This is a genomic window from Streptomyces eurythermus (assembly GCF_014649115.1).
Classification (GTDB): Bacteria; Actinomycetota; Actinomycetes; order Streptomycetales; family Streptomycetaceae; genus Streptomyces; species Streptomyces eurythermus.
In genome coordinates, this window is sequence record NZ_BMSK01000015.1 from 211,671 (window position 1) to 224,544 (window position 12,874).

Genomic DNA, 12,874 nt, shown 5'->3' on the forward strand with positions numbered 1-12,874 from the left:
TGCGGGGACACGGGCATTTCCCGCACGCCGGGAGGGAAGCGGGACAACCGGTTCGCGCCCCGCACCCGGGTCCCCGAACCTGTCACCCCGCCCCCTCGGCACCCCTTAGGCCAACTCCTCCCCCAGCACCCGCGCCGCCCGCTCCACCTCGCGGAATCCCACATACAGCGGGGTGAAGCCGAAGCGGAGGATGTCCGGGTGCCGGAAGTCGCCCACGACACCACGGGCGATCAGGCGCTTCATCACCTCGCCCGCGTCCGGGCAGCGCAGGGCGATCTGGCTGCCCCGCTCCGCGTGCCGCTGCGGAGTCACGCACTCCACCCGGCCGGGCTCGGTGTACGCGGCCACGCACCGCAGGAAGAAGTCCGTCAGCGCGAGGGACTTGGCACGGACGGCGGTGACGGACACCCCGTCCCACACGTCGAGCGCGGCCTCCAGCGCCAGCAGGGAGAGGATGTCCGGCGTGCCGACCCGCCCCCGCACGGCGCCCGGCGCCGGGGCGTAGTCGGGGCTCATCCCGAACGGCTCGGCGTGGGAGTTCCAGCCGGGCAGCGGGGAGTCGAAGCGGTCCTGCAACTCCTCGCGGACGTACAGGTACGCCGGTGAACCCGGGCCCCCGTTCAGGTACTTGTAGGTGCAGCCGACCGCGAGGTCCACGCCGTGCTCGTCCAGGCCCACCGGCAGCGCGCCCGCGCTGTGGCACAGGTCCCACACCGCGAGGGCGCCGCAGGCGTGGACCGCGGCCGTGAGCGCCGGCAGGTCGTGCAGCCGGCCGGTGCGGTAGTCGACGTGGTTGAGCAGTACCGCGGCCGTACGGCGGGACAGCGCGCCGGGCACCTCGGCCGGGGTGACCGGGCGCAGGGTGCGGCCGGTAAGCCGGGCCGCCGAGGCGGCGATGTAGCCGTCCGTGGGGAACGTCGTGGCGTCCACGAGGAGTTCGTCACGGTCGTCGCCCGCCATGCGGACCGCCGCGACCAGCGCCTTGAAGACGTTGACGCTGGTCGAGTCGCCCACGACGATCTGGCCGGGCGCCGCGCCCACCAGCGGGGCGATCCGGTCGCCGACCCGCTCGGGCGCCGTCCACCAGCCGCTCTCCTCCCAGGAGCGGATGCGCAGTTCGCCCCACTCGCGGCGGACCACGTCGGCCAGCCGGCCGGGGACGTGCGCGGGCAGGGCGCCCAGGGAGTTGCCGTCCAGGTAGACGACGTCGTCGAGGACGAACCGGTCCCGCAGGGAAGCGAGTTCGTCCTCCGCGTCCAGCTTCTCCGCGTGCAGGGCCAACTCAGACATGGGACCTCGCCGTCCACAGCTCGGGGAACACGTTCTTGCGGGCGCGCTTCTCCAGCCAGGCCACTCCGGCGGAGCCGCCCGTGCCGGGCTTGGCGCCCATCGCGCGCCGGGTGGCCACCAGGTGGTCGTTGCGCCAGCGCCACACCAGCTCGGCCACGTCGGTCAACGCCTCGCCGAGCCGGGCGAGTTCGTCGCTCCCGTCGCCCCCGTAGATCGCGGCCCAGGCGGCCTCCACGGCCTGGGACGGCTCGTACCGGGCGGAGACGTCCCGGTGCAGCACGGAGTCCGGGATCGGGTGGCCGCGGCGCGCGAGGAGCCGTAGCGCCTCGTCGTACAGGCTGGGCTCGTGCAGGGCCTTCTCCAGTTCCGCGTGGACGCGCGGGACGCCCTGGTGCGGTACGAGCATGGAGGCGGACTTCTCCCCGAGCAGGAACTCCAGGCGCCGGTACATCGCCGACTGGAAGCCGGAGCCCTCGCCGAGCGCGCCGCGGTAGGCGTTGAACTGCGCCGGGGTCAGCTGGCCGAGCGGCTTCCAGGAGGCGTTCAGGGCCTCCAGCTCCCGCACGGAACGTTTCAGCGCGGCGAGCGCGGTCGGTACGTCGTCCGAACGGAGCGCATGGGCGGCCGTCTCCCACTCGTGCACGATCACGGTGAACCACAGCTCCATGACCTGGGTGGTCACCAGGAAGACCATTTCGCCGGGGTCGTCGGAGAGGGTGTGCTGGAGGTGGGTGAGGACGTCGGCCTTGACGTAGTCCTCGTACGGCGTCGTCCCCGCGAAATCCAGATTCGGGGTCTCGGGCTCAGCGGCCTGGTGAGGGTGGTGAGCCTGTTGGGACATCGCTGTCTCCTGTGTTACTCCGGGTAGCGGTCCGCCCCTGCCGATGCCGGCACGGGGGCCCCGGTCCCCACCCCGCCATCCTCCGCAATGCCCCGGGGGACGGCAAGGCCCGCCTGCCGCCAGACGGGCCACACCGGTGACATGCGCCCCGCGGTCAGCCCAGGGTCTGGGCCGCCGTCGGCGAGGAGTCCTTCAGGAACTGGGAGCAGCGCTCGTACTCCTCCTGCTCGCCGATCGCCTGGGCGGCGCGGGCGAGGGCGTGCAGCGCGCGCAGGAAGCCGCGGTTCGGCTCGTGCTCCCACGGGACCGGACCGTGGCCCTTCCAGCCGTTGCGGCGCAGGGCGTCCAGGCCGCGGTGGTAGCCGGTACGGGCGTAGGCGTACGACTCCACGACCGAGCCCCGCTCGAACGCGTCGTCGGCCAGCTGGGCCCAGGCGAGGGACGAGGTGGGGTGCTGGGCGGCGACCTCCGCCGGCGCGGTACCGGCGGCGAGGGCCTCGCGGGGCTCCGGGTCGTCGGGGAGGTGGGTCGGGGGCGGGCCGCCGAGAAGGTTCTGGTGAATCGTCATGGGTTCAGTGTGTCTCACGGGGGCGTACGGGGAGTGGGCGGCAGGGGGTACGGGAAGCGGCCGTCCCCACACCTCCCGGCCTACCTCTCCCGCCGTCCCCCCTCCAGCGGCGGAGCCGTCACATTGCCGTGGGTCCGGCATTCCGGGTGGGGGCAGTCCGGGGCCGGGCGGCGGACCAGGGTGAAGGCGAGGACCGCGCCCAGCACCAGCGTCCCCGCGCACAGGAGCATCGCCCGGTCGAAGGCCGCGTCGAACGCCGCGGGCACCCGGTACGCCTCCGGCCCCATCCCCGCCACCAGCGGCAGCGCCGCCACCGCCACCAGTCCGGCCGCGCGTGCCGCCGCGTTGTTGATGCCGCTGGCCAGGCCCGCCCGGGCGGTGTCGACGGAGGCGAGCACCGTGGCGGTCAGGGGCGCGACCAGGGTGACCATTCCGGCGCCCAGCACCAGCAGCGCGGGCAGCACGTCGGTCGCGTAGTCGGCCCCCTTGCCCACCCGTGGCATCAGCAGCATCGCCGCCGCGCACAGCAGCGGGCCCACGGTGAGCGGCAGGCGCGGGCCCGTACGGTCGGCCAGGGCGCCGGAGCGGGAGGAGAACAGCAGCATCAGGGCCGTGGTGGGCAGCAGGGCCGTACCGGCGGCGAGCGGCGAGTAGCCGGCCACCACCTGGAGCTGGAGCGCGACGAGGAAGAAGAAGCCGCCGAAGGCCGCGTACACGCACAGGGTGACCAGGTTGACCGCCGTGAACTGGCGGGAGGCGAAGATGTCCGGCGGGAGCATCGGGTCGGGGCGGCGGCGCTCCACGTACCCGAAGGCGACCGCCACCGCGAGGCCCGCCACCGCGGCCGGGAGCACCGCCGGGGAACCCGACGGGGCCTCGATCAGCGCGTACGTCAGCAGGGCGAGGGCCAGCGCGCCCAGGGTGGCGCCGAGGACGTCGAAGCGGCCGCGGGCGCGGGCGCCGGCGGACTCCGGGACGTGCCGCAGCGCGACCGGCACGCACAGCGCCGCCAGCGGCACGTTGAGCAGGAACACCCAGCGCCAGCCGGGCCCGGCCACCAGCCAGCCGCCGAGGAACGGGCCGACGGCCGCGCCGATCCCGCCGAACCCGGACCACAGGCCCACCGCCCGGCCCCGGTCGTCGGGGTGGAAGGAGGCCTGGATGAGCGCGAGCGAGCCGGGCGTGAGCAGGGCCCCGCCGACGCCTTGCAGGGCCCGCGCGGCGATCAGCACCCCGGGTGTCGGGGCCAGGCCGCACAGCAGGGAGGCGAGGGCGAACCACACCACGCCGAGGACGAAGACGCGGCGGCGGCCGTAGCGGTCCCCGAGCGAGCCGCCGAGCAGGATCAGGCCGGCCAGCGTGACCAGGTAGGCGTTGACGGTCCACTGGAGGGCGGCGAGGCCCGTGTCCAGGTCGCGGCCGATGCGCGGCAGGGCGACGTTGACGACGGTGGAGTCGAGCATCGCCATGGCGGAGCCGAGGACGGTGGTGAACAGCAGCCACCTGCCCTGGGGCGAGGCCAGCCGGACGTCGGGCATGCCCCAGGTATACAGCGGGCCCGGCGGCAAGGACAGCCGCCGGGCCCACCGCGGGGTACCGCTTACTTGATCTTGTTGCCCGCCGAGCGCAGGTGCTGCGTGGCCTGCACGACGCGCGCGGCCATGCTCGCCTCGGCCAGCTTGCCCCAGGTACGCGGGTCGTAGGCCTTCTTGTTGCCGACCTCGCCGTCGACCTTCAGGACGCCGTCGTAGTTCTGGAACATGTGGGCGGCGACCGGGCGGGTGAAGGCGTACTGGGTGTCCGTGTCGATGTTCATCTTCACGACGCCGTTCTCCAGCGCGGTCAGGATCTCCTGCTCGGTGGAGCCGGAGCCGCCGTGGAAGACGAAGTCGAACGGGGACTCCTTGCCGAACCGGGCGGCGACGCCCTCGTTCAGCTCCTTCAGCAGCTCGGGACGCAGCACGACGTTGCCCGGCTTGTACACGCCGTGCACATTGCCGAAGGACGCGGCCAGCAGGTAGCGGCCCTTCTCGCCCAGGCCGAGGGCCTCGGCGGTGCGGATGGCGTCGTCGACGGTGGTGTACAGCTCGTCGTTGATCTCGTGGGTGACGCCGTCCTCCTCACCGCCGGTGGGGGTGATCTCCACCTCGAGGATGATCTTGGCGGCGCGAGCCTGCTCCAGCAGCTCCTGCGCGATCTCCAGGTTGTCGGCGAGGGTCTCGGCGGAGCCGTCCCACATGTGCGACTGGAACAGCGGGGTGAGACCGGCGTCGACGCGCTTCTTGGACAGCGCGATCAGCGGACGCACGTACCCGTCGAGCTTGTCCTTCGGGCAGTGGTCCGTGTGCAGGGCGATGTTGACCGGGTACTTCTCGGCGATGACGTGCGCGAACTCGGCGAGCGCGACCGCGCCGGTCACCATGTCCTTGCTGTACTGGCCGCCGAGGAACTCCGCGCCGCCGGTCGAGATCTGGACGATGCCGTCGCTCTCGGCCTCCGCGAAGCCGCGCAGCGCCGCGTTCAGGGTCTGCGTGGAGGTCACGTTGATGGCCGGGTAGGCGAACTTGCCTGCCTTCGCCCGGTCGAGCATCTCGTTGTAGACCTCGGGGGTTGCGATGGGCATCTGTCCGCTCCTTGTGTTGCGGGTAGGGGTTCTGCGTTACGGCCCTGACCTAGACCTGGGGGGCGACATCATCGTCGGCCCCATCTTCCCAGACATGACCCCATGGTCCAGGCGCCGGTCAAGACCGGAACGTCCGGATCGTCAGTCCAGCCCCAGTTCGTCCTTCGAGAAGGCGAAGCGGTAGGGAACACCAGCGCCCGCTTCGATCTTCTCTGCGGCTCCCGTCGCCCGGTCCACGATCGTGGCGACGGCGACGACCTCCGCGCCGGCCTCCCGCACGGCCTCGACGGCGGTCAGCGGGGAACCGCCGGTGGTGGAGGTGTCCTCGACCACCAGGACCCGGCGGCCCGCGATGTCCGGGCCCTCGACGCGCCGCTGGAGCCCGTGCGCCTTGGCCGCCTTGCGGACCACGAACGCGTCCAGGCGACGGCCGCGCGCGGCGGCGGCGTGCAGCATGGCGGCGGCCACCGGGTCGGCGCCCATGGTGAGCCCGCCGACCGCGTCGAACTCCAGGTCCGCGGTCAGGTCCAGCAGCACCTGGCCGACCAGCGGGGCGGCCTCGCCGTCGAGGGTGATGCGGCGCAGGTCGACGTAGTAGTCGGCCTCCAGACCGGAGGAGAGGGTCACCTTGCCGTGTACCACGGCCTTGTCCTTGATCTGCTGCAGCAGCGCGCCGCGCACGTCGTCCGTCATGCCGACCAGCTTAGAGCCGGCGCCAGCTCCAGGTCGTACTCGCCTCCAGCGGCTCCAGCGGGGTGACCAGGCGCGGAAGGGTGTTCAGACCGTTGGGCGGGCCGGTCTGCGGTTCCACGCAGACGGCCTCGGACTGCTCGTCGTAGACCACCACCCACTCCTCGCGGGAGGCCACCTTCAGCTCCAGCCGGTCCGGCCAGGTGAGGGTGACGTCGACGCCGCCGGGCATGCCGAAGCAGTCGTCCCAGGGGCCGGGGCGGGGGTCGGTCCGGTTGCCGGTGGGCAGGTGGTCGGCGCCGCGCTCCTCCTGCCAGGCGGGCGTGAAGTCCAGCCGTACGTCCGCGCCGTCGATGTTCCGGTTGAACCACGGGTGCCAGCCGAGCTGCGCCGGGAAGGAGTCGTCGTACGCCTCCACGGACATGGTCAGGGTCAGGCCGTCCTCGGTGAGCGCGACGACCTGGGTGACGCGCCCGGGGTGCGGCCAGGGGTCGGTCAGCTCGTACGTGATCACCGCCTCGTCCGCCGAAACGCGCGCGGTGCGCCAGGCGCCGTCGCGCGCGGTGCCGTGGATGGCGTGCGGCGGGGAGTTGAGCGGCATCCGGCGGACGGTGCCGCCGTCCAGGAAGCGGCCGTCGCGGATCCGGCCGCACCAGGGAACCATCGGGAAGCAGCCGTAGCGCGGGCCCTGCCGCAGCAGCTCCAGGGAGCCGACCTTGAGCCCGCTGATCCGGCCGCCGTTCGCGGGGCTGACGCGCACTTCCGCTTCGCCTGCGGTCAGCGTGATGTCTTCGTTGCTCACGGCACGACACTACTGGGGTGCGCGGTGGGTGTGCGGGCGCCGGTCAGCGTCGTCTGCGCAGGGCGCGGGTGACCACGATCGCCGAGGCCAGGGCGAGGGCCGCGGCGGGCGCCGCCCAGCGCAGGGCCGGGTTGCCGACGACGGTCTGGGGGGCGGGCACGGGGGCGTACCGGCCGCGCGGCGGGGCGTGGTCGACCTCCTCGGCGCTGCGCCCGATCATCGTCCGCCGCGCGTGCGCGGCCTCGGCGGGCGGCTCCCCGGTGGCGGCGAAGTCCTCGGCGAGCTCGTCGGGGTGGACGGGACCGGTGTCTTCGGTGCCATCGGTGCCCTCGGCCTCCGCGGTGCCGTCGTCCGCGTCCCCGTCCGGGTCGTCCGCGTCGCGGTCCAGGGAGGGCGGCGGGACCTCGGTGTCGAAGACGGAGGGGCGGGGTTCACCCGCCGCCGCGGACTCGTCCGGCACCGGCTCGTCGCCCGCCGACGGCTCCTCCCCCGCCGGCTCCTCCTCCGCCAACGACTCCAGGAACCGGCTCAGCAGCCTGGTCGTCGCCGAAGTCACCGTCTCCGCCGGGAGTTCCGTGATCCGGCCGGTCGCGGTCGCCGTGCCCTCGGCCGTGACCGTGCAGCCGTCCTCGGCGGGCGTGAGGCGCAGGGTCAGGGACAGCTTGACCGAGCCGGTGCCGCGGGCCTCTGTGGCGTCGGCCTCGACACCGTACGTGCCGTCGGCGCGCGGGGTCACCCGGGCCGTGCCCCGGTAGGTCACGGAGTGCCCGCCGACCCGGAGTTTCAGCCGGCCGGTGAGCGGTTCGGCACCGGCGTCCTGCTGCAGCCCGGGGACGGCGCGGGCGACGCGAGCGGGGTCGGTCAGGGCGGCGCCGAGCCGGTCGGTGGAAGCCTGGACGAAGACCTGGTGCTCCATGGTCCGGGAGCCTACCCACTCGTGGCCGGAACTCACCCGGGCATGCTGACCGCTCCGCGCCCGGCCCCCCGTTGGCCCACGCGCCCACCGCCCGCCCGGCGGGAGGCCGGCCGCCGGCCTCCCGGGACGGCGCTCAGTACCGGGGCCGTACCAGCGTGGAGGCCCGCAGCCCGTCGATCCGGGTGCGGTCGGCGGCGCGCGCGTCCGCCGTCAGCCGGGCCTGGGTCAGTGTGTCCGGCCGCCAGGTGCCCAGCCGCAGGGGTGGCGGGGTGGGGCCGGGGGCCGCCAGCAGGAAGCCCCAGTCGTGCGGGGCCCGGGTGGCGCCCGGCGAGCGGTCGGGGCCGGCCGCGAAGCCGCTGTCGTGGCCCGGCACCCGGTACGGGGAGACGCCGAAGCCGGCCGCGCGGAGGGTCGCGGCGACGGTCCAGTAGGCGCGCGGCCGGGCGGCGACGGGACCGGCGTGCACCACCAGGCGGCCGTGCGGGGCCAGCACCCGGCGGGCCAGGCCGTAGAACTCCTGGGAGTACAGCTTGGCGCTGGCGGTGATGCCGGGATCGGGCAGGTCGGCGATCACGACGTCGTACGCCCGTCCGCGCGTCCCGCGCAGCCAGGCGAGCGCGTCGGCGGTGGTGACGTGGACGCGCGGGTCGGCGAGGGCGTGCGCGTTGAGGGCGGCGAGACCGGGGTCGTGGCGGGCCAGCTCCACCAGGGCCGGGTCCAGTTCGACGAGGTCGAGGCGGTGGACGTCGCGGTGGCGCAGCACCTCGCGGGCGGCCAGCGCGTCGCCGCCGCCGAGGATCAGCACGCGCGCGTGCGGGCCGGACAGCGCCGGGTGGACCAGGGCCTCGTGGTAGCGGCGCTCGTCGCGGCCGCCGACGCGGAGCCGGCCGTCCAGGAAGAGGTCGAGGGGCCGGCCGTGGGTGCCGCCGGCCAGGACGATCTCCTGCACACCGGTCCGCACGGCCACCCGGACGTCCCCGCCGTACACGGCGTGCCGGGCGGCCCGCTCGAAGTCGCCGGCGAGGGCGGCGGCGCAGGCGAGGACACCGAGGACGGCGAGCCCGGTGAGCAGCAGCAGCCGGCGGGCGCGGCGGCCGAGGTCGCGCCGGAACAGGCCGAGGACCAAGGCGCCGCCCGCGACCACGTTGACCGTGCCGGTCAGCAGCGCGCCGGTCAGCTGGCCGAGGAACGGCAGGAGCAGGAAGGGAAAGGCGAGGCCGCCGACCAGGGCGCCGACGTAGTCCGCGGCGAACAGGTCGGCCACCGCGCCGCCCGCGTCCTGCCGCCGGATGCGCTGGATCAGTTCCATCAGCAGCGGCACCTCGGCGCCGATGAGCAGGCCGATGGCCAGGGAGAAGACGACGAGCAGGCAGCGCGGTCCGGCGGCCCAGAGCCCGCCCCAGCCGGCGGTCCAGGCGAACACGGCGTACAGCGCCATGGCGCTGCATCCGCCGACCAGGGCGAGGGCGGCCTCCACCGCGACGAAGCCGGCCGCCGCGTGGCGGCGCAGCCGTTTGGCGCCGAGGGAGCCGATGCCCATGGCGAACACCATCACGGACAGCACCACGGACGCCTCGGTGACCGAGTCACCCATCAAGTACGAGGCGAACGCCACGAGTTCGAGTTCGTACACAAGTCCGCAGGCCGCGCAGACGAAGACGCACGCGAGGACCAGGAACCGCCCGGTGCCGGGCCGGACGGGCAGCCGTGCGGGGCTCGTCCAGGAGGGCGGGGCGCCCGGGGGCGCGGGGGCGTGCGGTTCGATCACGCTGCGACGTTACGTCACATCCCGGGTACGCTTCGTCACCCACACGTGTGGATCTGGGGGCGGTTGACGCATTGCGGGTTTATGTCGCCGGAAAAGGCATAGACCCGGCGCTCAGTCCGGCTGGGCCACCCGCGCCCGCTCGCCGACCCGGGTCCGGGTGGCCACCAGCTGCCCGTCCTGCGGATAGGCGTGCCAGGTGCGCCAGTGCACCTGGCCCTCGTGCCGCTGGGCCAGCATCGCGGTGAAGGCGTGCGGGCTGCCCGGGAAGACTCCGGCGAGGCCGTGCGGATGGTCGGAGACGAGGGCCAGCAGTTCCTGGGCGCGACCCGCGAACGAGCCGGGGGTGAGCACCTCGACGCGGGCGGCGAACTCGTACTCCCAGTCGCCGACCCGTTTGGCGACGCCCAGCGGCAGTGGGGTGCTGGAGCCCGGGATGCACGCGACCGTCTCCGAGCAGTTGCCGCGCTCCTCCTCCAGGAGCACCTGGTGGGAGGCGCCGAGCAGCCGCAACTGGAGTCTGGCGCCGGTGAGTTCGAGGTCGAGGGTGGCCAGGGCGGGCAGCGGTTCACGGCCCAGGGCCCAGGCGAGGTCGGCAGCGCGCGTATCGGTGTAGGAGGTGTTCAGGGTCGTGAGCATGGATCGGCTCCGCTAACACGCATTGGGGGGAAATCAGCCAATTTCAGCCCAGCCGGCCCGGCCGGAATGCGGAGTCAGGGGGCGTTCGAGGGGCTGCGTTGGCGTTTAGAGGGAACCATGAACAAGGCTGTCGCCACAGGGTTTTTACCCAACTTCATTGGGTTTCCATCCCTCGGGGGGCTCACAGCTCACGTGTTCAACTACGGCGTGCGCCGGTCGTGAATAAGACACGCCGGGCGCCTGCCGGATCTCTGTCCGGCGGACGCCCGGCGCGGTGCGGCCCGGATGCGGTTCCCCCTCTCTCCGGGAGGCCGGCTGCCCCGTGTCAGCCGCCTCCCCCGCATCCGCCCCCGCCACCGCCGCACGACGAGCCCCCGCCGCACGACGAACCGCCGCCGCAGGACGAGCCCCCGCCACAGGAGTGCCCCCCGTGCCCGTGTCCCCCGTGGTGCCCGCCGTGGTGCCCGGACGAGCCGGAGTCACCGCCGGTCCACCAGCTGTCCGACGCCGAGCCGCCGTAGACCGATGCCGACGAGGACGACGAGGACGACGACCCGCGGTACGCCCCGCCGCGTCCGCGGCCCCTGCCGCGCGCCGGCCTCGTCCGCCGGTTCCCGCGCCTCCCGCCCAGCGCGATGAACGCCACCAGGATCACCGCCAGGATGATGCCCACGATCATGGCGCCACCCTCCTTCCGTTCCCCCGAAGCGGCCCCCCGTGGGCGCCTCGTCTGTCACCGCCTCTCGCGCGGTGCCGGGGAATTGCCCGGCCGTGCCGGCGGCCAAAGCAGAGTTGAGGAACTCCAGAGCTTGAGCGCAGGATGACGGGCATGACCTCCAGCGCACGCCCTCATCTCAACCGCCGGCTCGCCGAGTTCGGGACCACGATCTTCGCCGAGATGTCGGCGCTCGCCGTGGCGACCGGGTCGATCAACCTGGGCCAGGGCTTCCCGGACACCGACGGCCCCGAGGAGATCCGGGAGGCCGCCGTGCGGGCGCTGCGCGACGGGCGCGGCAACCAGTACCCGCCGGGCCCCGGCGTCCCCGAGCTGCGCACCGCGATCGCCGCGCACCAGCTGCGCCGCTACGGCCTGGCCTACGACCCCGACACCGAGGTGCTGGTCACGGCGGGCGCGACGGAGGCGATCGCCGCCGCGCTGCTGGCGCTGGTCGAGCCGGGGGACGAGGTGGTGGCGCTGGAGCCGTACTACGACTCGTACGCGGCGAGCATCGCGATGGCGGGCGGCCGGCGGGTGCCGGTGACCCTGCGGCCGCACGAGGGCCGCTTCCGGCTGGACCTGGACGAGCTGCGCGCGGCCGTCACCGACCGCACCCGGCTGCTGCTGGTCAACACCCCGCACAACCCGACCGGCACCGTCCTCACCCGCGCCGAGCTGGCCGCCGTCGCCGAGCTGGCGGTCGAGCGGGACCTGCTGGTGGTGACCGACGAGGTCTACGAGCACCTGGTCTTCGACGACGCCGAGCACCTGCCGCTCGCCACGTTCCCGGGGATGCGCGAGCGCACGGTGAGCATCGGTTCGGCGGGCAAGACCTATTCGTTCACGGGCTGGAAGGTCGGCTGGGTGACGGCCGCGCCGGAGCTGGTCCGCGCGGTCCGCTCGGCCAAGCAGTTCCTGACCTACGTCGCCTCCGGCCCCTTCCAGTACGCGGTCGCCGAGGCGCTCGCGCTGCCCGACTCCTACTACGAGGAGTTCCGCCGGGGCATGCTGGCCCGCCGGGAGATCCTCGCCGAGGGGCTCACGGCGGCCGGGTTCGAGGTGTTCCGCCCGGCCGGCACCTACTTCATCACCACCGACATCCGGCCGCTCGGCGAGAAGGACGGCTTCGCCTTCTGCCGGGCCCTGCCGGAGCGGGCGGGCGTGGTGGCCATCCCGAACGCGGTCTTCTACGACGACCGGCAGGCGGGGGCGCCGTTCGTACGGTTCGCCTTCTGCAAGCGCGAGGAGGTGCTGCGGGAGGCCGCGCAGCGGCTGCGCTCCATGTGAGCGCGGTGCAGCGTCCGGCCGGGGGCACGGCCCCGGCCGGAGCGGGGGACCGTCTTACTCGGCGTCGCCCTCGGGCGTCTCGCCCTCGCCGCCCTCCGGGTCCAGGCCGAGCTGCTCCACCAGCCACTTGTCGAACTCGATCGCGGCCCGCACCCAGCTGACCGTGGAGGAGACGAAGTGGTTGATGTCGACGCCCGTGCCGATCAGCATCTGGGCCTCGCCGATCAGCCGGACGGTGCCGTCCTCGTGGGTGTGGGTGTACACCTTGGGCCACAGGGTGCGGCGGTTCCACTCGTCCACGGTCTCCAGCAGCCGCGGCTTGTCCTCGATGGCGTGCGGGCGGTCGAAGAAGGTCCGCACCGAGAAGATGGCCTGTTCGGGCTCGTCCCCGCGGAACATGAAGTAGGTGCGGAACTGCTCCCACGGCGCGACGAGGTCACCCTCCTCGTCGACGACGTACTTCAGCTCCATCTGGTCGAGAAGCTGCTTCACCAGGTCCTGATCCGGGAGGACGGGGCCCGCCGGTCCTTGGGGCTGCGGTTCGGGCTGGCCCCCGAAGTTCGGAATCGAGGACGGGTCGATGCTCACCGTGTTTTTCCCTTCATGCGGATGCCGCCATCCTCCCCCATGCGGGGAGGGGCGTGGCAAGCCCCGACCCACCGCTCAGCCCTGAGCTGAAGGGCCGTGTCAGAGCGCTCGGCTCCGGGCCGGGGTGCCAGGGGAGACCGCTCGGCC

12 protein-coding genes are annotated in these 12,874 nt (G+C 73.6%); 1 reads left to right on the top strand and 11 read right to left on the bottom strand.

From position 1 onward, the window contains the following. Positions 1 to 105: 105 nt before the first annotated feature. From kynU to IE251_RS27750, 10 genes are all read right to left on the bottom strand, one after another. Positions 106 to 1,290 (bottom strand): kynureninase, encoded by a 1,185-nt coding sequence (gene kynU, locus IE251_RS27705; RefSeq protein WP_189755717.1) that lies wholly within the window; start codon positions 1,288 to 1,290, stop codon positions 106 to 108. Beyond that, complete coding sequence (locus tag IE251_RS27710) at positions 1,283 to 2,131, bottom strand: tryptophan 2,3-dioxygenase family protein (protein WP_189755718.1); 849 nt, start codon at positions 2,129 to 2,131, stop codon at positions 1,283 to 1,285. Before IE251_RS27710 ends, kynU begins: the two co-directional genes overlap by 8 nt. 154 nt (positions 2,132 to 2,285) lie before the next feature. Next, the gene (locus tag IE251_RS27715) at positions 2,286 to 2,699 is read right to left on the bottom strand and encodes a DUF3151 domain-containing protein (protein WP_030620585.1); all 414 of its coding nucleotides are present in this window, start codon (positions 2,697 to 2,699) and stop codon (positions 2,286 to 2,288) included. Positions 2,700 to 2,779: 80 nt separating this feature from the next. Beyond that, positions 2,780 to 4,237 (bottom strand): MFS transporter, encoded by a 1,458-nt coding sequence (locus IE251_RS27720; protein WP_189755719.1) that lies wholly within the window; start codon positions 4,235 to 4,237, stop codon positions 2,780 to 2,782. 62 nt (positions 4,238 to 4,299) lie between these two features. Next, entirely contained in the window at positions 4,300 to 5,322 is a 1,023-nt protein-coding gene (gene fbaA, locus IE251_RS27725; RefSeq protein ID WP_030790871.1) for a class II fructose-bisphosphate aldolase, read from the bottom strand. Between the two features lie 141 nt (positions 5,323 to 5,463). Next, positions 5,464 to 6,015 (bottom strand): orotate phosphoribosyltransferase, encoded by a 552-nt coding sequence (gene pyrE / locus IE251_RS27730; protein ID WP_030620592.1) that lies wholly within the window; start codon positions 6,013 to 6,015, stop codon positions 5,464 to 5,466. A 10-nt stretch (positions 6,016 to 6,025) separates the two neighbouring features. Next, positions 6,026 to 6,814, bottom strand: coding sequence for an aldose epimerase family protein (locus IE251_RS27735; protein ID WP_189755720.1), 789 nt, complete (start codon positions 6,812 to 6,814; stop codon positions 6,026 to 6,028). Between the two features lie 43 nt (positions 6,815 to 6,857). After that, the gene (locus IE251_RS27740; protein WP_189755721.1) at positions 6,858 to 7,730 is read right to left on the bottom strand and encodes an SRPBCC family protein; all 873 of its coding nucleotides are present in this window, start codon (positions 7,728 to 7,730) and stop codon (positions 6,858 to 6,860) included. Between the two features lie 133 nt (positions 7,731 to 7,863). Continuing rightward, a complete protein-coding gene (locus tag IE251_RS27745) occupies positions 7,864 to 9,498 on the bottom strand; it encodes a polyamine aminopropyltransferase (RefSeq protein WP_189755722.1) in 1,635 nt (544 codons plus the stop codon). 111 nt (positions 9,499 to 9,609) lie between these two features. Further along, positions 9,610 to 10,134, bottom strand: coding sequence for a DUF2617 family protein (locus tag IE251_RS27750; RefSeq protein ID WP_030790858.1), 525 nt, complete (start codon positions 10,132 to 10,134; stop codon positions 9,610 to 9,612). 820 nt (positions 10,135 to 10,954) lie between these two features. Between IE251_RS27750 and IE251_RS27755 the strand changes: the two genes are divergently transcribed. Continuing rightward, on the top strand, positions 10,955 to 12,139 hold the full coding sequence (locus IE251_RS27755) for a pyridoxal phosphate-dependent aminotransferase (RefSeq protein ID WP_189755723.1): 1,185 nt from the start codon (positions 10,955 to 10,957) through the stop codon (positions 12,137 to 12,139). A 54-nt stretch (positions 12,140 to 12,193) separates the two neighbouring features. Here IE251_RS27755 and IE251_RS27760 read toward each other — a convergent pair whose 3' ends face one another. Continuing rightward, positions 12,194 to 12,727 (bottom strand): YbjN domain-containing protein, encoded by a 534-nt coding sequence (locus IE251_RS27760; RefSeq protein WP_030790849.1) that lies wholly within the window; start codon positions 12,725 to 12,727, stop codon positions 12,194 to 12,196. Positions 12,728 to 12,874 lie beyond the last annotated feature (147 nt).

Coding starts and splice junctions, on each gene's coding strand:
- kynU (WP_189755717.1), bottom strand. CDS start 1,290: ATGTCTGAGTTGGCCCTGCACGCGGAGAAGCTGGACGCGGAGGACGAA.
- IE251_RS27710 (WP_189755718.1), bottom strand. CDS start 2,131: ATGTCCCAACAGGCTCACCACCCTCACCAGGCCGCTGAGCCCGAGACC.
- IE251_RS27715 (WP_030620585.1), bottom strand. CDS start 2,699: ATGACGATTCACCAGAACCTTCTCGGCGGCCCGCCCCCGACCCACCTC.
- IE251_RS27720 (WP_189755719.1), bottom strand. CDS start 4,237: ATGCCCGACGTCCGGCTGGCCTCGCCCCAGGGCAGGTGGCTGCTGTTC.
- fbaA (WP_030790871.1), bottom strand. CDS start 5,322: ATGCCCATCGCAACCCCCGAGGTCTACAACGAGATGCTCGACCGGGCG.
- pyrE (WP_030620592.1), bottom strand. CDS start 6,015: ATGACGGACGACGTGCGCGGCGCGCTGCTGCAGCAGATCAAGGACAAG.
- IE251_RS27740 (WP_189755721.1), bottom strand. CDS start 7,730: ATGGAGCACCAGGTCTTCGTCCAGGCTTCCACCGACCGGCTCGGCGCC.
- IE251_RS27750 (WP_030790858.1), bottom strand. CDS start 10,134: ATGCTCACGACCCTGAACACCTCCTACACCGATACGCGCGCTGCCGAC.
- IE251_RS27755 (WP_189755723.1), top strand. CDS start 10,955: ATGACGGGCATGACCTCCAGCGCACGCCCTCATCTCAACCGCCGGCTC.